At 70.7% G+C, this 18,243-nt stretch carries 16 protein-coding genes and 2 pseudogenes; 5 read left to right on the forward strand and 13 right to left on the reverse strand.

The genetic code is table 11. The annotated features are described in order from the left end of the window. The 5 genes from IF20_RS01165 (at position 1) to IF20_RS01185 (ending at position 3,751) form a co-directional block, all read left to right on the forward strand. A complete protein-coding gene (locus IF20_RS01165; RefSeq protein ID WP_052862992.1) occupies positions 1–873 on the forward strand; it encodes an undecaprenyl-diphosphate phosphatase in 873 nt (290 codons plus the stop codon). A 465-nt stretch (positions 874–1,338) separates the two neighbouring features. After that, the gene (locus IF20_RS01170) at positions 1,339–1,602 is read left to right on the forward strand and encodes a hypothetical protein (protein WP_052862993.1); all 264 of its coding nucleotides are present in this window, start codon (positions 1,339–1,341) and stop codon (positions 1,600–1,602) included. A gap of 146 nt (positions 1,603–1,748) precedes the next feature. Then, positions 1,749–2,156, forward strand: a complete 408-nt coding sequence (locus IF20_RS01175) for an NUDIX hydrolase (RefSeq protein WP_052862994.1) — start codon at positions 1,749–1,751, stop codon at positions 2,154–2,156. Positions 2,157–2,612: 456 nt separating this feature from the next. Further along, positions 2,613–3,194, forward strand: a complete 582-nt coding sequence (locus tag IF20_RS01180; RefSeq protein WP_052862995.1) for a sugar O-acetyltransferase — start codon at positions 2,613–2,615, stop codon at positions 3,192–3,194. 338 nt (positions 3,195–3,532) lie between these two features. After that, entirely contained in the window at positions 3,533–3,751 is a 219-nt protein-coding gene (locus IF20_RS01185; protein ID WP_052862996.1) for a DUF2277 domain-containing protein, read from the forward strand. Between the two features lie 54 nt (positions 3,752–3,805). Here IF20_RS01185 and IF20_RS01190 read toward each other — a convergent pair whose 3' ends face one another. The 13 genes and pseudogenes from IF20_RS01190 to IF20_RS01240 all read right to left on the reverse strand — a co-directional run bounded on the left by IF20_RS01190 (position 3,806) and on the right by IF20_RS01240 (position 17,595). Further along, the gene (locus IF20_RS01190; protein ID WP_110943681.1) at positions 3,806–4,657 is read right to left on the reverse strand and encodes an endonuclease/exonuclease/phosphatase family protein; all 852 of its coding nucleotides are present in this window, start codon (positions 4,655–4,657) and stop codon (positions 3,806–3,808) included. A gap of 526 nt (positions 4,658–5,183) precedes the next feature. Then, the gene (locus IF20_RS01195) at positions 5,184–5,816 is read right to left on the reverse strand and encodes a flavin reductase family protein (protein WP_052863454.1); all 633 of its coding nucleotides are present in this window, start codon (positions 5,814–5,816) and stop codon (positions 5,184–5,186) included. 21 nt (positions 5,817–5,837) lie between these two features. Further along, positions 5,838–5,966 (reverse strand): annotated as a pseudogene (locus IF20_RS40840) (DUF2267 domain-containing protein); the annotation flags it as partial. A gap of 190 nt (positions 5,967–6,156) precedes the next feature. Next, complete coding sequence (locus IF20_RS39715; protein WP_234426444.1) at positions 6,157–6,399, reverse strand: nucleotide exchange factor GrpE; 243 nt, start codon at positions 6,397–6,399, stop codon at positions 6,157–6,159. A 298-nt stretch (positions 6,400–6,697) separates the two neighbouring features. Beyond that, positions 6,698–7,206: pseudogene (locus IF20_RS37195) on the reverse strand (Hsp70 family protein); the annotation flags it as partial. Between the two features lie 66 nt (positions 7,207–7,272). Then, the gene (gene lpdA / locus IF20_RS01205; RefSeq protein WP_052862998.1) at positions 7,273–8,640 is read right to left on the reverse strand and encodes a dihydrolipoyl dehydrogenase; all 1,368 of its coding nucleotides are present in this window, start codon (positions 8,638–8,640) and stop codon (positions 7,273–7,275) included. After that, positions 8,637–9,587: a lipoyl synthase gene (gene lipA, locus IF20_RS01210; protein WP_052862999.1), complete on the reverse strand. Its 951-nt coding sequence runs from the start codon at positions 9,585–9,587 to the stop codon at positions 8,637–8,639. The genes lpdA and lipA overlap by 4 nt, the downstream gene beginning before the upstream one ends. Positions 9,588–9,713: 126 nt before the next feature. Continuing rightward, entirely contained in the window at positions 9,714–11,027 is a 1,314-nt protein-coding gene (locus IF20_RS01215; protein ID WP_052863455.1) for a GAF domain-containing protein, read from the reverse strand. 188 nt (positions 11,028–11,215) lie between these two features. After that, complete coding sequence (locus IF20_RS01220; RefSeq protein WP_052863000.1) at positions 11,216–12,259, reverse strand: 2,3-butanediol dehydrogenase; 1,044 nt, start codon at positions 12,257–12,259, stop codon at positions 11,216–11,218. A gap of 124 nt (positions 12,260–12,383) precedes the next feature. Further along, complete coding sequence (locus IF20_RS01225) at positions 12,384–13,580, reverse strand: acetoin dehydrogenase dihydrolipoyllysine-residue acetyltransferase subunit (RefSeq protein ID WP_052863001.1); 1,197 nt, start codon at positions 13,578–13,580, stop codon at positions 12,384–12,386. Positions 13,581–13,582: 2 nt separating this feature from the next. Next, positions 13,583–14,596 (reverse strand): alpha-ketoacid dehydrogenase subunit beta, encoded by a 1,014-nt coding sequence (locus IF20_RS01230; protein ID WP_052863002.1) that lies wholly within the window; start codon positions 14,594–14,596, stop codon positions 13,583–13,585. A 36-nt stretch (positions 14,597–14,632) separates the two neighbouring features. Continuing rightward, on the reverse strand, positions 14,633–15,631 hold the full coding sequence (locus IF20_RS01235) for a thiamine pyrophosphate-dependent dehydrogenase E1 component subunit alpha (protein ID WP_052863003.1): 999 nt from the start codon (positions 15,629–15,631) through the stop codon (positions 14,633–14,635). Between the two features lie 350 nt (positions 15,632–15,981). Continuing rightward, a complete protein-coding gene (locus tag IF20_RS01240; RefSeq protein ID WP_199896435.1) occupies positions 15,982–17,595 on the reverse strand; it encodes an MFS transporter in 1,614 nt (537 codons plus the stop codon). Between the last annotated feature and the right edge of the window lie 648 nt (positions 17,596–18,243).

The following is an 18,243-nucleotide window of genomic DNA, read 5'->3' on the forward strand; positions in this document are numbered from 1 at the left end:
ATGTCTTGGTTTGAATCATTCATCCTTGGGCTTGTCCAAGGTCTGACCGAATTCCTTCCGATCTCCTCCAGTGCGCACCTGCGCCTGACCGCGGCCTTCGCCGGCTGGCACGACCCCGGCGCCGCGTTCACCGCGATCACCCAGATCGGTACCGAGACGGCCGTACTGATCTACTTCCGGAAGGACATCGTCCGCATCATCTCGGCCTGGGCCCGCTCGCTGGGCAACAAGGCGATGCGCCAGGACCACGACGCCCAGATGGGCTGGCTGGTAATCATCGGCTCCATCCCGATCGGCGTGCTCGGCGTCACCCTCAAGGACGCGATCGAGGGCCCGTTCCGTGACCTCCGCCTGATCGCCACCACCCTCATCGTGCTGGGCATCGTCCTCGGCGTCGCCGACCGACTGGCCGCGCGCGACGAGACCGGCGGCCGGCACCGCGCCGCCAAGCAGCGCAAGACGCTCACCGACCTCGGCGTCAAGGACGGCCTGCTCTTCGGGGTCTGCCAGGCGATGGCCCTGATCCCCGGCGTCTCGCGCTCGGGCGCCACGATCAGCGGCGGTCTGCTCATGGGGTACACACGCGAATCCGCCGCCCGGTACTCCTTCCTGCTCGCCATCCCCGCCGTACTGGCCTCCGGCGTCTACGAGCTCAAGGACGCAGGCGGGGGCCACGTCGCCTGGCCCCCGACCATCTTCGCCACGATCATCGCCTTCGTCGTCGGCTACGCGGTCATCGCCTGGTTCATGAAGTTCATCACCACCAAGTCCTTCATGCCCTTCGTCATCTACCGCGTCCTGCTCGGCATCGCACTGTTCGCCCTGATCGCGGCCGGCGTGCTCAGCCCCCACGCGGGCGAATCAGCGGGCTGAGGCCCGTCCCGACCCCAGGCTCCCGACCCTGGGCAGGCGGCCGGAATACCGCTCCGCTTCCGGCCGCCCCACGGCTCACCTCTTCAGGTACGCCGACATCGCCATGAACGCGGCGGTGGCGATGGTCAGAGCCGGGATGAGCGCCGGGTGTGCCACGGCGATCATTCCGGCGACGGTCGCGACCACGAGGGCCAGGCGAGGGCGAGGTTGCCGCGGTCGTCGGACACGTTGCCTCCTGCTCGGGAGAGACTCCCGCCGTCCCGACCGGAGCCGGGAGGCGCTGGTAATGTCCCGGCGGCAGCAGGCCGACAGCCGGCACCGTCCCGGCGGGTAGACAGCCCCCTTCGAGCGAGGCGACAGATCTCGTTCGCCGGCCCCGCCGGAGCACATATCGACATCGCCCACTAAGAGAACTTTCATCATCTGATCAGGCCAACTACAGGTTTCCGCGCCTAGCATCGACGCATGGCCACCGACCCCGCCGCCCAGGCGAATGAGGCGATCCGCGCCTTCATGCGCCGACGCGAGGGCCGGCCGCTGTGGCCGGATGAGCGAGCGGAGTACGAGAAGTTGCTGGAGGCGTGGGTCATCGCCATCCGCGACATCGCCGCCGCCGAGACGGCCCAGAGGCACCCCGACGACACCTCGTCGCCCCGCACGGCCGTGCCCCCCGCCCCGGGCCCGATGGAGCCGGCGTGCTCCCGAGGCAGCGCAGGCGCGCACCCGTAGCTCACCGTGGAGCAGCACTCGCCATCGCCCCACAACAGTCACCGTCGACCAGCACTCACCGTGGAGCAGTACTCACCGGCATGTGCCCGTGTCGGCGTCACGGGGCAAGCTTGTGAGCGACACCGTCACTCCTCGGGAGGGACCCGATGACCGAGCTCACGGACCGGCCGCCCATCGCCGCGGCGGTGGTCGTACGCAATGATCGTGTCCTGCTGATCCGCTGTCACAGCGCCCAAGGCCCGCTGGCCTGGCAGTTCCCGGCCGGCAAGATCGGGGCGGGTGAGACACCGGAGTCGGCGGCGGTGCGGGAGACCCTGGAGGAGACCGGTCTGCGCTCGCGGGCGGTGAGAGTGCTGGGCAGGCGGTTCCACCCTGAAACCGGCCGGCTGCTGTCGTACGTCGCGTGCACCGCGGTCGCGGGCGAGGCACACGTCGCGGAGCCGGACGAGCTGTCAGCCGTGGCCTGGGTCGCCCACGCGGACATTCCGCGGTATGTGCCGCAGGGCCTGTTCGTGCCGGTACAGCAGTACCTCGACGGCGCCCTCGTCCATTGAGACCTCCCCCTTCTTCCCCGTACCGCGCCGACTCCGCCCTGGTCGATCCGGGCGCTTCCCGCCGGCCGTTCCCGGTGGTCCCGCTCCCCGCGCTGTCAGGGAGCGGGACCGGTCCGAGTAGCGCCAGCAGCTCGGATAGGAACATTGCTCACCGTAGCGGGAGCCACTGACAACCGCCGTCGCCCCGACGACGACACTCCGCCCCCGGACGGCCGAGCCACCACCCTCACCTGCGCTTACGCCTCCTCCACCCCCGACGCTTCGCCCGTTCGAGTGAACCCGTCGAGCGCCCACCGTCCTTGACGACTCCACCCCGCTCAGGAACCGTGACCATCCATCCGTGACCATCCATTCGGAGCGATCTCCCGGGCCGGCACCGCGCCCGGGGGCGACCGTCCGGACCGGTATCCAGGAGTGCGTGACCGTGACCCTCCTGGCCGATCACCAAGGAGCGCCGTGGGCGAGAACAAGGACCGCATGCTGGCCGGTGACTGGTACATCGCGGACGATCCGGAGCTCATGGCGGACACCGAGCGCCGCATCGAACTGTGTGCCGCCTTCAATGCTGCCGGTGGTCACACGCCCGGCACGTACGACGCCGACCGGCGCGACGCGCTGCTGCAGAAGCTCCTCGGCTCGGTCGGTGCCGACGTACGGATCCGCCCGCCCTTCCACTGCGACTACGGGTACCTCATCAGCATCGGCTCCGGTACGTTCATCAACTTCGGGGCCGTCTTCCTCGATGCCGCGCCCATCACCATCGGTGAACACGTCCAGATCGGCCCCAACGTCCAGCTGCTCACCCCCAGCCATGAACTCGACGCGGAGCGACGCCGGGCCGGTTGGGAGAAGGGCGTGCCGGTGACCATCGGCGACAACGTCTGGCTCGGCGGCGGAGTGATCGTCTGCCCCGGCGTGACCATCGGCGAGAACACCGTGGTGGGCGCCGGCTCGGTCGTCACCAAGGACCTCCCGGCGAACGTCCTGGCCGTCGGCAACCCGGCCCGCGTCGTGCGCGAGTTGGAGGGCACCCCCTGACAGCTTTCCGTGCGTGGTTGCTCCCCATCGATAACTCACGGTCGATTGTCAGTCCCTCCCCCTAACATGTGTCTCATGTCCGCAACCCCCGCAACTGAGCCTCTTACGGGTCAAGTCCGCCCTTCTGCCGCCGAAGCGAACGACTCCATACGGCAGTTCGTCCGGGCTCGGCGCGGTTGCGCCTGGACGGCGGAGGACCGCGCGGAGTACACCCGTCTCCTCACGGCCTGGACGTCGGCCATGCGGAACGAGATCGTCACAGCGGCCTGAGCGAGGAAGCGGCCCCCCGCCGCTCGCCGTGCCGCGCGCCCGGCGACGCTTCGGGGCAGACTGGCCTCATGTGCCGCAGTATCAAGACCCTCCGCCCACCGACCACCCCTGATGTGACAGAGGAGGACATGCACGCGGCGGCCTTGCAGTACGTGCGCAAGGTTTCCGGGTTCCGCGCGCCCGCCGCGCACAACCGCGAGGTCTTCGACCAGGCCGTCGACGCCATCACCGCCGCGACCCGCGATCTGCTGGCCGGCCTCCACGTACGAGGCAGCAGCACCCCCTGACCCGCCGCCGCTCCTCGCGCCCTGCTCCTCACGCGGCTGCCCCCTCGCCCCTCCCTACCACTCCAGCAGGGCCTGCACCGGCAGGTGATCACTGGGGTACTGCCCGCCCTGTGCGAAGACATTGATCTCGGCCCGCAGCGTGCGCACGGACGGCGAGGTGAGCAGCCAGTCCACGCGGTCACCGTCCGGCACGAGCGGCCGGTAGCCGTGGAAGGTGGCGTACTGCGCGCTGCGCGCCTCGGCGACGTCCCAGGAATCCACGAGCGAGCCACCGCGCAGCATCGTCTCGTACACCGGGTTCTTGTGCGCCGCGACGTTGAAGTCACCGGTCACGACCCGTGGCAGCGCCGCGTCCATGGCACGCAATCGCTCGGTGATGAGCGCGGCGGACCGTTCACGCGAGCCCTGGTGCGCATGGTCGAGGTGGGTGTTGAGGGCGTAGAACTCTCCGCCGCGCGCCAGGTCGCGGAAGCGCACCCAGGTGACCATGCGAATGACGGTGTTGCCCCAGGTTGCCGAGCCGATCAGGTACGGCGTATCGGACAGCCAGAAATGGTCGTACTCGACAGGCCGAAGTCGTCGCGTGTCGTAAAAGATCGCCGCGAACTCATCACGACTGCCACCGGCCCGCCCGGTCCCCAGCCAGGCGTACCGCACTCCAAGATCGTTTGCGATGTCCCGCAACTGCCCGTAGAGCCCCTCCTGCGTACCCAGCAGATGCGGCGCCTCCCGCCGCAGCAGCTCGCGCATGACCGGACGCCGCTGGGCCCAGGAGTTCGGCCGCTCGTCCGAGGCGTACCGCAGATTGAACGTCATCGTCCGCAACCGCCGACCGGCCCGCCCCTGCTCTCCCACCCCCGTACCGGTGGCCATGGCAGCAGCCTGGGCAGTGCCCCCGCCCGCCATCGGCACGGTAGCGGCAACGGCCACGCCCGCCACTCGCAACGCCAGCCGCCGGCTGATCCGGCCGCCACCCACCTGCTCACTCACCTCCGCACGCGCATCGGCAGCCCTGTCCGCACACGTATCGGCACCCCTCCCCGCAGACGCACCGGCTTCCCTCCCCGCAGACGCATCAGCGAGTGCATCCGTCCGTACGGCTTCCGCAACAGCCACGTCGTCTCCCGACAGCCACGTGTCTCCCCCCGCACGCATCCTGCGAGGCACAGAGAGTGCGCTCAGAGAGTGCGCTCAGAGAGTGCGCTCAGAGAGTGTCAGCCCACTCCCCCACACAGAAGTGACCACCACGCTGCCCCCACCGAAACACGCCATGACGCCCCTGCCCGCTCAGCCCAACTCGGCGCCCCCTGCCCGCTGCGCAGCCCCCCACCTCCCGCACATCGGCCGTTACCGTGCCGCCCGTTCACCACGCCCCACCACGCCCCACTACGCCCCACTACGCCCCAGCAACCTTCACCGCGCTCCGGCACACTCACCGCGCCTCACCCCCGCTCCTCAACGGCCCGTCCCAGTCCGCGTACCGGATGCGGGAGATCTCCCGCACCTCCCCCACCGTGCCCCACTCGTCCTTCCCCAGCCGGGACAGCGGACGCAGCTTGCGAATGTCCGGATGCCCGTCCGCCATGACGTCCTCGGCCACCGCCGCGTGCACGACCCGCCCGAAGACGACCGTGGAGTCGCCGAACCGCAACGTACTGTGCAGCTCACACTCCAGCGCCACCGGTGACGCAGCCACCCGCGGTGGCTTCACGAACCGGCTCGGCTCCGTGGCAATCCCCACCGCCTCGAACTCGCTCACACCGTGCGGGAAGTCCGTCGCCGTGTCATTGATCTGCTCGAACAACTCCTCCGGCGCGAGGTTCACGACGAACTCCCCACTCGCCTCCACGTTCCGCAATGAGTCCTTCCGCCCCACGGACGTGAACTGCACGATCGGCGGCGACACGGCAGAGATGGTGAAGAACGAATGCGGGGCCAGGTTCGCCGCCGCGCCGTCTCGCCCGACCGTCGACACCCAGGCGATCGGCCGCGGCACCACCGTCGCCGTCAGAAGCCGGTAGAAGTCGTTGCGGGACACCTTCTGTGGATCGATCTCCATACGCATGATCCCCAGTATCCACACAGGCCGGCCGAGGATCTGGTTCAGCTCGCCGCCGAAGACGGCATCGGCCAGGGTGGTCAGGACCGCGCCGGCGTCCCACTGCGCGGTGCGCGGCCGGGCGCCGGCGCGCTCGGCGACGCATCGGTGACCTTCGCGGCTTCAGCCTGGTTGCGGTATTCAGCCTGGTTGCGGTATTCGCCGAGCTCGCGTACACGAACAAGGAACTCGTGGTGCTGCATCGTCTCGTCACCTCCGCTTACGCAACATGCGTGGCGGCTCGGATGCGATGCCCTCTTTCCTGGCGCCCCGGCAGGCGCACGGGCCTGCGTGTCGGGCACGGCTGTCAGCTCCGCCCGGTCGGCAAGGGCGGCTTGTCCGCCGGGGCCGAGGACAGCCGGATGTCTTGCTCCCGCCCCGGGCCACTCCTCGCGGGCGGGGCCGGCCCGGTGACCTCTACGGTGGCCGGGCGCAGCAGGTGGTCGCCGAGCCGGTAGCCGGGGCTGAGCACCGCCGAGCACACCAGGTGGTCTGCGCCCGGGGAGACGTGGTGGGGCGAGGGCCTCGTGGCAGGCAGGGTCGAACGCATCGCCCACCTCGCCCAGCGAGGTGACGCCGAGCGTTCCGAGGGGTTTCCGCAGGCTGTCGGCGATGTCCTTCAGGCCCGGGGTCAGCGGCTCGTGCGTGCATGCCCGGTCCACGGCGGCCACGACCGGCAGCAGCGTCCGCGACGTTGGCCGCTGCGATCTCCCGCACGGCCAGGCGGTCCCGCCGGACCCGCTTACGGTAATTGTCGTACTCGGCCTTCACCCGCTGCAGGTCGGCGGTCCGCTCTCGCACCAGGCGCCGCAGCCGTGCCAGTTCGGTGCCCTGCGGCCCACTCGCCGTCATCGCCGGCCGGCCTCCGGCTTGTCGTCGTCGACGATCTCTGCGTCCACCACGTCGTCCTCGGCCCCGGCGCCGGTGCCGCCCCCGCCGATGCCCCGGCCGCGCCGGTCGCCTGTTCGGTCCGCGACTTCTCGTACAGGGCCGTGCCGATCTTCTGTGCGGCCTGTTCCGTGCGGTCGATCGCCTGCCGGATTGCGGCGGTGTCCTCGCCCTTCAGCGTCTCCTTCAAGTCGCCCAGGGCCGCCTTGTCTCGGACTTCGCCTTCGCCGGAATGTGCTCGGCGTTGTCCTTGATCAGCTTTTCGGTGGTGTGGAGAAGCTGTTCGCCCCGGTTGCGGGTTTCCGCCGCCTCGCGCCGCCGACGGTCCTCCTCGGCGTACTGCTCGGCCTCGCGGACCATGCGGTCGATGTCGCCCTTAGGGCAGTGCGGAGCCGCCGGTGACGGTCATCTTCTGCTCCCTGCCCGTGCCCAGGTCCTTCGCGGTCACGTGCATGATGCCGTTGGCATCAGAAGCGAGCTGGCAGTGCTGCGCCGGGGGTGTCCATCCGGCCTGACGGGCTGAGCGCGCCCGCTTTCAGGCGTGGGCGTGCAGCGGCTTGCCCGCCATGGCCAGCAGGGCCTCGCCCAGGGCTTCGTTCTGGGTGGGGTGGGCGTGAACGAGGGACGCCAGGTCCTTGGCGGTCGCGCCGGTGCCGAGGATGACCTGGGCCTCGCCGATCAGTTCGCCGACGCGGTCACCCACCATGGTCACGCCGACGATCGCGCCGTGCGGGGCCCTGATCAGCTTGATGCCGCCGGAGGCGCCGAGGATCTGGGATCTGCCGTTGCCGGCCAGGTCGTAGGTGACGGTCTCGACCGTGCCGTACGCGTCGGTGGCCGCGTGTTCGGTCAGGCCGATCGAGGCCACCTCCGGGGTGCAGTAGGTGACGCGAGGGATCGCCGTGTCCTGGACGGGGCTCGGGTCGAGACCGGCGATGTCCTCGGCGACGAAGATGCCGTGCTGGAAGCCACGGTGGGCGAGTTGGGGGCCGCTGACGAGGTCGCCGACGGCACGGACGCCCGGGAGGCTGGTGCGGAGGCGGTCGTCGGTGACCACGAAGCCGCGGTCCAGGGCCACGCCGCTCTCCTCGTACCCGTGCCCCACCGTGTTCGGGGCGCGGCCGACGGCGATCAGGAGGAGGTCGGCGGAGAGGACGTCGCCGGATTCGAGGGTGACCGATACGCCGTCGGGTGCCGTCCGGTCCACCGTGGCGACTCGTGCCTTCGTCTTCACCTTGATGCCGCGGCGGCGGAAGGCCCGGGCGAGCTGCTTGGCGGCGTAGGTGTCCTCGGTGGCCAGCAGGCCGGGGAGGGCCTCGACGATCGTGACCTCCGCGCCGAACGAGCGCCAGAGGCTGGTGAATTCGACGCCGATGACGCCGCCGCCCAGGACGATGACACGATCCGGTACGGAGGTGAGGGCGAGGGCCTGGTCGCTGGTGACGACCGGGCCGCCGGGGTCCACGCCCGGCAGGGACCTGGCGTACGAACCGGTGGCCAGGACGACATGACGGCCGGCACAGCGGCGCCCGTCGACCTCGACCGTACCGGGGGCGACCAGCGCGCCGGTGCCCTTGACGAAGGTGATGCGGTGGGCGTCGGCCAGGCTCCGCAGGCCCTGGCGGAGGCGGTCCACCACCGAATCCTTGTAGGCGCCCACGGCCCCGAGGTCGATGCCGGCGAGCGAGGACTTCACTCCTATCCGGACGCCCTCGCGCGCGGTGTCGGCGACCTCGGCGGTGTGCAGCAGCGCCTTGGTCGGGATGCAGCCGCGGTGCAGACAGGTCCCGCCGAGCTTGTCCCGCTCCACGAGGACGACGGAGAGGCCGAGTTGGGCGGCGCGGAAGGCGCAGGCATAGCCGCCCGGTCCGCCGCCGAGGATGACGAGGTCGGTGCCGTTCACGAGGACTCCACTCGGTGCTCGGTGTGCGTGCGGAAGGCGACCGCCCGGGCGTGCAGGCGTCCGGCGCGGTAGGAGGAGCGGACCAGCGGGCCGGACATGACCCCGGCGAAGCCGATCGCTTCGGCCGTTTCGCGGTGGTGGACGAACTCCGCGGGCTTCACCCAGCGTTGGACGGGGAGGTGACGCGGGGAGGGCCGGAGGTACTGGGTGATCGTGACCAGTTCGCACCCCGCCGAGTACAGGTCACGCAGCGCCGGCGCGACTTCCCCCGGCTCCTCCCCCATGCCCAGGATGAGGTTGGACTTGGCGACCAGTCCGGCCGCGCGGGCGGCCGTCAGGACGGCGAGGGACCGCTCGTAGCGGAAGCCGGGGCGGACGCGCTTGAAGAGGCGGGGGACGGTCTCCAGGTTGTGGGCCAGGACTTCCGGCCGGGCGGAGAAAACCTCGTTGAGGCGGTCAGGGCGGGCATGGAAATCGGGAATGAGGATCTCCACCGCCGTACCGGGACTGTGCGCGTGGATCTGCCGGACCGTCTCGGCGTACAGCCACGCGCCGCCGTCGGCGAGATCGTCCCTGGCCACTCCGGTGACCGTGGCGTAGCGCAGCCCCATGGCGCGCACGCTCTCGGCCACTCGGCGCGGCTCGTCGCGGTCCAGCGCCTGCGGCTTGCCGGTGTCGATCTGACAGAAGTCGCAGCGCCGGGTGCACTGGTCGCCGCCGATGAGGAAGGTCGCCTCGCGGTCCTCCCAGCACTCGAAGATGTTGGGGCAGGCAGCCTCCTGGCAGACCGTGTGCAGGTTCTCGCGGACGACCAGGTCCTGGAGTGCGGTGTACTGCGGGCCCTGGCGTGCCCTGGCCCGGATCCAGGACGGTTTGTCTTCGATGGGCACACGGCTGTTGCGGGACTCGATCCGCAGCAGTCTGCGCCCTTCCGGTGCGACGGTCATGGCGGGTCCTTGGGAGAGCGGCAGCCTCGATGAAGGCAGCCTTGAGGGACGGTCTTGAGGGACGGTCTTGAGGGACGGTTGCGGGGCCGGCGAGGCCGGTGACCGGGCGGTGCCGAAGGGCGCGCGTCAGCCCCGGTCGTGCGTGGAGTGCGACGGCGGCTGCGGCATCGCGCGCAGTCGGCACACGCCCGGCGCCGTCGAGTGCGGCAGCAGCGCGCCCGGATCCGCAGGACGCAGGACGTCGACGGCCACGCCGTCGGCGAAGCGGTACGGGAGGTGCTGGAGCAGCCCGGCCAGCCGGCGGCGCAACCGGGAGACCTCGGCCCGCACGGTCACCGTGCGGTTCCGCTCGCCGAACAGGTCCTCGGCGAGGTCGGCGGCCGAGCGGCCCCCCGGGTGCGCGGCCAGGACGAGCAGCAGTTCGGCGTGGCGCGGGCTGAGATCGTGGCTCCACTTGCCGCTGGGGCCCTCTACGGTGAGCACCGCCTGACGCGGGTGCCGGACATCCAGCACGGCCCGCAACGGCGCCGCGGCCTCCTCCTCGATCACCCGCAGCAGCCAGCCCCCCGGCAGCGGCTCGGCCGTGCACCGGCCCAGCGCGGGGAGCCAGACCTGCGCGTCGCACACCCGGCTGGGCAGCAGCAGCCGGTCCAACGGCGCGAGTCCGGATACGGCGGCCACCCAGCCGTGCCGGTCGGTGACCACCGCGCGCCCGGTGATCCGGGCGAGCAGCGGCGCAGCGACCGCTCGCAGCCGCTCCAGCTCGCGCACGTGGGCGGTGCGCAACTGTGCCTCGGCCAGCTTCCCGACCGCGTCGACCAGGGCGAGGGTGCTGGGGTGCACCGTGGTGGCGGGCCCGCTCACATCGACCACACCCAGCAGCCGGCCGTCCTTGGGGTCCCGGATCGGGGCCGCCGCACAGGTCCAGGCATGGTGCGTACGGACGAAGTGCTCGGCGGAGTGGATCTGCACCGGGCGGCGGGCCACCAGAGCGGTACCGATGGCGTTCGTCCCGACGGCCTCCTCCGACCAGCATGCGCCCTCGACGAAGCCGAGGTCGTAGGCCCTGGCCAGCACGGCCTTGCTGCCGCCGCGCCACAGCACCCGGCCCTCGCTGTCGGCGACCACGAGGATGTGCCGGGCCGCGTCCGCGACGGAGAGCAGGCCGTCGCGGAGGGTTTCCAGCGCGTCGCTCAAACCGCAGGCGCGGCGTTGTCGCTCCACCTCCTCGGCGCTGAGGGGCCCGACGTCCCCGCCGTGGTCCGGGTCCACGCCCCTGCCGGCCACGCGCTCCCAGGACTGCATGATCACCGGGCGTGGTGGGGTGGACGGCCGCTCGCCGCTGAGGACGGCCTCGTGGGCGCGGGTGAGCATGCGGGCGTACTGCCTGGGGTCGGTGCCTCCGGGCGGTATCGCCGGGTCGAGATGCACGTTCCGCACGCGTTTCTCCAGTCGTCCCTGGCCGGTACGGCGGCCGGCGGGGCCACCGGCCCCTTCCATGGTGCGCCGCGGGTGCGGTGGGGTAAATCCCTCGCCACGGAGCAGACGGAGCGCCTGGTGCGGCCGGGAGAGCGTCAGGGGCTCGGTAGGCACGGCGTTACCACCTCACGGGTCGACGGGAACGTTGATCACAGGTCGACGAGGACCTTCATCTTGGCCCCGGCGTGCAGGGCTGCGAATCCCTCCTCGTACAGCGCGTCCAGCGGGATGTGGCTGACCCATCCCGCGGTGTCGTAGTGGCCCGCGGCCATCAGGTCGATCACCCGGCGGTAGTCCTGCGCGGTGTAGCAGAGCGAGCCCTGGATCCGGGTCTCGGAAAGGACGAGTTTGAGCAGGTCGGTGGTGAGCGGGCGCTCGTACACCGCGACCGACACCAGCGGCCGGTGGGCGCCCAGGCAGCCGAGCGCCGAGTCCACCGCGGCCGCCACGCCCGCCGCGTCGTAGGCCGCCGCGGCCCCCGCGCCCTTCGTCCGCCGCATGACGTGCCGCGCCGGGTCGGTCTCCCGCGGATCGATCACATCCGCCGCGCCGAGCGCTGCGATGGCGGCCCGGCGCTCGGCGGACGGCTCGACGACGGTGATGTCCTCGACGCCCTCGCCGCGCAGCGCGAACCACACCCCGATACCGATCGGGCCGGCGCCGAAGATCACCGCGTGGTCGCCGGGGCCGACCTCCCCCAGGCGGGCCGCGTGGTACGCGACCGCCATCGGCTCGACCATCGCGCCCAGCTCCCAGCTCACCTCGTCCGGCAACGGGTGCAGCATGCGCTCCGGTACGACGGTGTACTCCGCCATGCCGCCGTGCGCCATCAGCCCGTGGAAGCCGATCTGCCGGCAGACGTTGTAGCGCCCCGCGCGGCACGGCGCGCAGCTGCCGCACACGTACAGCGGCTCGGCCGTGACCCGGTCGCCGGGCGCGGCGTTGCGGACGCCCTCGCCCGCCTCGACCACCGTGCCGGCGAACTCGTGCCCCATGACCAGCGGCAGCGTGGCACCGGTGAGCGGATGCGGCTCGGTGGGGAAGAAGATCGGTCCGGCGTAGTACTCGTGGAGATCCGTGCCGCAGATCCCGTTGTGCGCGACCCGCAGTTTGACGTGTCCGGGCGGGCAGTCCGGCTCCGGCACATCGGTGATCTCGACCTTGCCACGGCCTCGGTACAGAGCAGCGCGCATGATCCCGTTCCTGGTTGTCGGAGTGTGTGCGGTGGGCCCGCCGCACGGCGGGGCGGGCCGTTGGTGGCCGCCGGCGCGGAGCGGTGCGGGCGCGATCTTCTGCGCGCTCCGCGCCGGCGGCGGTTCAGGCGCGGCCGGCGGCCTGTTCGCCGGCCTTCTGTACGGCTTCCTGTACGGCCGAGACCACGGCCGCCGGGGTTTCCATCTGGGCCATGTGCCCCGCCTCGTCGACCACATGGACGGTCGCGTGCTGCTTGAGGGCGTCGGACGACTCGGCGTTGGACACCGGGATCACCTGGTCAGCGCGTCCCCAGACCACGACCGTGGGGACGGTCGTCCGCGCGAGCAGCGGTGCCACGTCCAGCGCCGGCTCGTCGCCGTCCAGGAGCGTGCCGAGCAGTGTCCGCAGCGCACCGTCCACTCCGTCCAGGCGCTTGTACTTCAGCAAGTCGTCCACGAGCTGCCGGTTGACCAGGCCCGGGTCGGCGAACAGCTTCAGCAGGTGCGGCTTGAGCTCGCGCCGGGATGCGGCGGAGGCGAAGCCGCGCAGGTAGGAGGCGTCGATCTCCGGGCCGTACCCGGCGGGCGAGACCAGGGTCAGCGATCGTACGCGTTCGGGTGCGGCGGCCGCGGCGGCAGTGACGACCGCGCCGCCCATGGAGTGGCCGACCAGATGGGCCCGCTGCACGCCCAGCGCGTCCAGGAAGCCGGTCACGGTGTCCGCGAGGGTGGCCAGGCTGCCGTCGCCGACGTCCTTGGCCGAGTCGCCGTGCCCCGGCAGGTCCAGCGCGTGCACCGTACGGCCCTCGGACAGCGGTTCCTGCACGAACAGCCAGGAGTTCTTGTCGCCGCCGTAGCCGTGGACCAGGACGATCGCCTCGTCCTCGCCGTCGCCGTCACCGTCGCCGGAGCCCTCACCCAGGGTCGTGTACGAGATGGTGCGGCCCGCCACCTCCACGGTCTGCTGCCGCGGCCCTTCCTCGCCCTCGGCGACTCCACGTGCCAGCTGCTCCTCGGCCTCCTTGACGACCGCGTCGATCTCGGAGTCCGGCACGTCCTCGGGGGCCACGACCGCGATGGTGCAGCCGACCGGCGCATCCGAGCCCGCCTCGACGAGGACGCGCCGCAGGACGCCCTCGTGGTCGCTCTCCAGCGTGCCGGCGATCTTGTCGGTGTCGATCTCGGCGAGGTCGTCGCCCCTCTCGACCTCGTCACCGACCTCGACAACCCATTCCATGATCTTGCCGGTCTTCATCGACAGGCCCCACTTGGGCATCGTCACGCGGCCGATGCGCTCCTCGGTCGTACGCTCGTCAGGCATGATCAACGCTCCCAGCCGGTGACGGTCTTGACCGCGTTGACGACCCGCTGCGCGTCCGGCACGTACAGATCCTCCAGTACGGGGCTGAACGGCACCGGCGTGTGCGGCGCGGTCACCATCTCGATCGGCGCGCGCAACGAACCGAACGCCTCCTTGGCGACCAGCGAGGAGACGTCGGAGGCCATGGAGCAGCGCGGCGTGGACTCGTCCACGACCACGAGACGCCCGGTGTTCGCCACGCTCTCGATGATCGTGTCCGCGTCCAGCGGGCTGGTCGTCCGCGGGTCGATGACCTCGCAGCCCACCCCGGACTTCGCCAGTTCGTCGGCGGCCTGTGCGGCGACGGACACCATCCGCCCGAAGGCAACAATCGTCACATCGTCGCCCTCGCGCACCACATTGGCCTCGCCGAAGGGGATCGTGTAGCTCTCGGCCGGCACCTCACCGGTGGTGTCGTACATCGCCTTGTGCTCGCAGAAGATCACCGGGTCGTCGTCCCGGATCGATTGGATCATCAGGCCCTTGGCCTCGTACGGGGACGAGGGGATGACGACCTTGAGCCCCGGGATGTTGGTGAACAGCGGGTACAGGGCTTGTGAGTGCTGGGCCGCGGCTCGCAGTCCGGCCCCGTACATGGCGCGGATGACGACCGGGGTGACCGCCTTGCCGCCGAACATGTACCGGAACTTCGCGGCCTGGTTGAAGATCTGATCGAAACAGACGCCCATGAAGTCGATGAACATCAGCTCGGCAACCGGACGGAAGCCACGGGTCGCGGCGCCGACCGCCGCGCCCACGAACGCGGACTCCGAGATCGGCGTGTCCAGCACCCGCCCCGGGAACTTGCCGTACAGGCCCTTCGTCACGCCCAGGACGCCGCCCCAGGCATCCGGCTCGCCGGGCGCGCCCGCCCCGCCCGCATTGTCCTCGCCCATCACGATGACCGATGCGTCCCGCTCCATCTCCTGCATCAGCGCCTCGTTGAGCGCCTCGCGATAACTGATCGTGCGTGCCACGGTTCTGCCTCCCTGGGTATGTCGGTGCTGGAGCGGTCAGTACGAGATGTACACATCGGTGTCGAGGTCGGCACGGGTCGGCTGCGGCGCTGCCTTGGCCTCCTCCACCGCCTCGTCGATCAGCCGGGCGACCTCGGCGTCCACCTGGTCCAGCTGCCCGTCGGTCAGCTGCCCCGACCCGGTCACTGTGCGGCGGAACCGCTTGAGGCAGTCCAGCTTTTCCCTGGCCTCTGCCACCTCCGTGGACCGGTAGGTCTGCTGATCACCCTCGAAGTGGCCGTAGTACCGCGTGAGTTTGACCTCGATGAGGGTCGGGCCCCCGCCGTTCCTGGCCCGTTCCACGGCCTGGGCCGCCGCCTCGTGCACGGCGAAGAAGTCGAAGCCGTCGACGATCACGCCAGGCATGCCGAAGGCCGCGGCGCGGTTGGCGATGTCGCCTCCGCCCACGGACCACGCGGCCGAGGTGGCCTCCGCATAACCGTTGTTCTCCGCGACGAAGACGGCCGGCAGGTTCCACACCGACGCCAGGTTCAGCGACTCCAGCGTCGTTCCCTGGTTGCTGCCGCCGTCGCCGAAGAAGGCGACGCCCACGCCGCCGTCGCCGCGCAGCTTGGCAGCGAGCGCAGTGCCGCAGATCAGCGGCGGCCCGCCACCGACGATGCCGTTCGCGCCGAGCATGCCCTTGCTCAGGTCGGCGATGTGCATGGAGCCGCCCTTGCCGTGACAGGACCCTGTGGTACGTCCGTAGATCTCGGCCATCATCTCCTTCACGTCCACGCCCTTGGCGATGCAGTGGCCGTGCCCGCGGTGGGTGCTGGAGATGGAGTCCCGGTCGTCGTCGAGGTTCGAACACACTCCGGTGGCGGACGCCTCTTCGCCCGCGTACAGGTGGACGAAGCCGGGGATCTCACCGGTCGCGAACTCGTCGTGCAGCCGCTCTTCGAAGTCGCGGATCGTCCGCATCGTCCGGTACGCCCTGAGCAGGGACTTGTCGTCCAGCCCGGCGGCCGGCCGGCTGGTGAATGTCTCAGTCATGCGGATCTCCTCGGCTGAGAGTTCGGGATGTCGGGTACGGCGGTACTTCGGTACGTGGTGGGGGCGTACGGCGAGGTACGGCGAACGGGGCGTACGGTGAGCGGTACGACGGGGAGTGCGCGGGAAGGGTGCGCCCGACGCGGTGCGCAGCTCTCGTGTGTCGGCGGCGTTATCGCGGTGCTACGTGCGGATGACCTCGGTGTGGCCAATCTGCTGGCTGTGGCGAGAACCGACAAGAGTTGCAGGGAGTTGCGGCCGCCGGCGCAACCCGTGCGCAACGGTGGCGGCCGCCGTATCGCGGCTGGTCGGTGCGGTGACTACGCCGCGAAACCGGCGAGAGTGTCCTGCGGCTACGAACGCCGCCGGGAAAGCGGCAACGCCGCATTCCGAGGCTCTCTGGGAAGCCGTGCGGCCAGCCCGGCGCCGGCCAGCGCGAAGAGGCCCATGGCCACCATGGCGGCGGTCAGGCCGTCCTCGCGAGCCAGGGTGTTGATGCGTACCAGTTCGTCGGCGGGCGGCCCGCTGACGCCTTGCCTGTCCAGCGCCGTCCGGAGCTGCTCGTCGCTCACCGCGGTCGCCTGGACGCCGTGCTCCAACGTGTGTTCCGCAGTGGCCTTCTGGCCACCGGTAAGGACGGTGCTGGTGCGCACCGAGTCCAGCGCCGTACCGAGCAGGACGCCGATCATCAGGGCGCCGGCCAGCGCGATCCCCAGCGACTGGCCCAGGTAGGAGAAACTGCGGGAGAGGCCCGCGACATCGCTGACCCGGTCCTCGGCGGCCGAGGACTGGACCAGGTCCGCCAGCAGAGTGCACAGGCCGAGCCCGAGGCCTGCCATGGCGAGCCCAGGAGCGATCCGCAGGCCGGAGGCGTCCGGCCCGAAGACGAAGGCGATGAGTGCCGTACCGGCGGCGATGAGCAGGAACCCGAGGATGATGAGCGGCCTGCGGGTCGCGCGTCCCCGGCCGACGGCACGAGTGCCGACCGCCGCGCCAACGACCAGCAACACCGTCGCGGGGAGCAGCGTCACTCCACTTTCCAGGGCGTCGTAGGCCAGTGTGGTCTGTACGAACACCGGCACCAGGAAGAACACCCCTGCCAAGACGAGATATTGCAGCCCCAGGGAGAGCGACCCCACGCGTGTGGTGCGGTCGCGCAGCACTACGGGACGGACGAGTGGATCGCGTCCTGTGCATGCGCGGTGGTGTTCCCACCAAGCGAAGAGCGCCAGCATCACGACACCGCACAGTGCGAGCAGCACCGTGGGCGAGACCGCACCTTCACCCAGTACGGTCCGGCCGAACAGGACGACGTCCGAACGGGTGATCAGCAGCCCGTAGCGACTGGCCAGCAGAGTGCCCAGCACAATCAGCCCGAAGCCCAGAGCCGACAGGACGGCGCCCAGGACGTCGAACGACGGCTGCCGGGCGGCCTCCGGGCGAGGCACCCGGCGCCGGTGCCGGACGAGGAGGACAACGACCGCCGCGGTCACAGCGGCTTCCATGAGGAAGGAGACCCGCCAGGACAGGTAGCGCGTGATCAGACCGCCGAGGAGGGGTCCGAGCGCGGCGCCCACTCCTGCCGCCGCGCCGACGAGGGCGAGCGCGCGCGTACGTCGAGCGCCCGTGAAGGCCAGGGTGGCGATGGACAGGATCGCCGGGAAGATCAGCACCGCGCCAACGCCTTCGAGCAACGACCAGCCGAGGAGCATGACCGGCAGGCCGGGGCTCAGCGCGGTGACCAGGGCGCCGCATCCATAGACAGCGGCCCCCAGCGTGAACACGCGCACGTGTCCGACCCGGCTGCCGAGTTTGCTACCGGTGATCATCAGCGCGGCCATGACCAGTGCGTAGAGCGAGATCGCGGACTGCACCCCGGTCAGCGTGGTGCCGAGGTCGGTGACGATGTCGGAGACCGCGACATTCATGGCGGTCGAGTCGTACGCCATGAGCAGCTGCTGGGTCACGAGAACGGCGAGCATCGTCCGGGCCGCTGCAGGGCCCGCAGCGGCCCGGACGCCGCCCGGCCCTTCGGCCGACCGGCGTTCACCCACGGTACGGCTCGGCCGCGAAGAGAGACTCCCGCCGGGCTTCCAGACCGACGAGACGTCCTGTACCGGTGGGCTCCTCACTGGAGCGCTGATACCAATGACCGTCCACGATGCGGATCGACCGCGTCTGTGAACGGACCGGTTCGCGCCACGGCATCGTGCCGGGGAGCCTGGCCATCGCAACGGCGATTTGGGTGAAAGCCCCTGTGGCGTCATAGAAGCCACTGAGGCCGTCCTTCCCCCGGCAGTAGGCGCGCATCAGTGCACGCTTGCGCGGGAAGGGGAACCACCCGTCTGCCGGCTCGCTGCGACTCTCCCGGACCGTGCCCCACCGCCGTTCACCGGGATACGGGCTCCACAACCGCCACCGCCCGCCCGCCTCGTAACCCGTATCGGCATGTTGCGCCTGCGCCACACAGGTCATTCGTACTCCCCCTCACCGCAGGACTCCGGACGCCGCCGGTTTCGCGGCGCTCCCCGGCCATGCCTTGCCTGCTTCGCGCGAGAGCGACGGCTCCGACCTCGAAGGCGTTTGCAGCCGTTCCGGCACTTGCAGCTACGGCG

The sequence above is a fragment of the Streptomyces niger genome, assembly GCF_000718305.1.
In the GTDB taxonomy this organism is placed as follows: domain Bacteria; phylum Actinomycetota; class Actinomycetes; order Streptomycetales; family Streptomycetaceae; genus Streptomyces; species Streptomyces niger.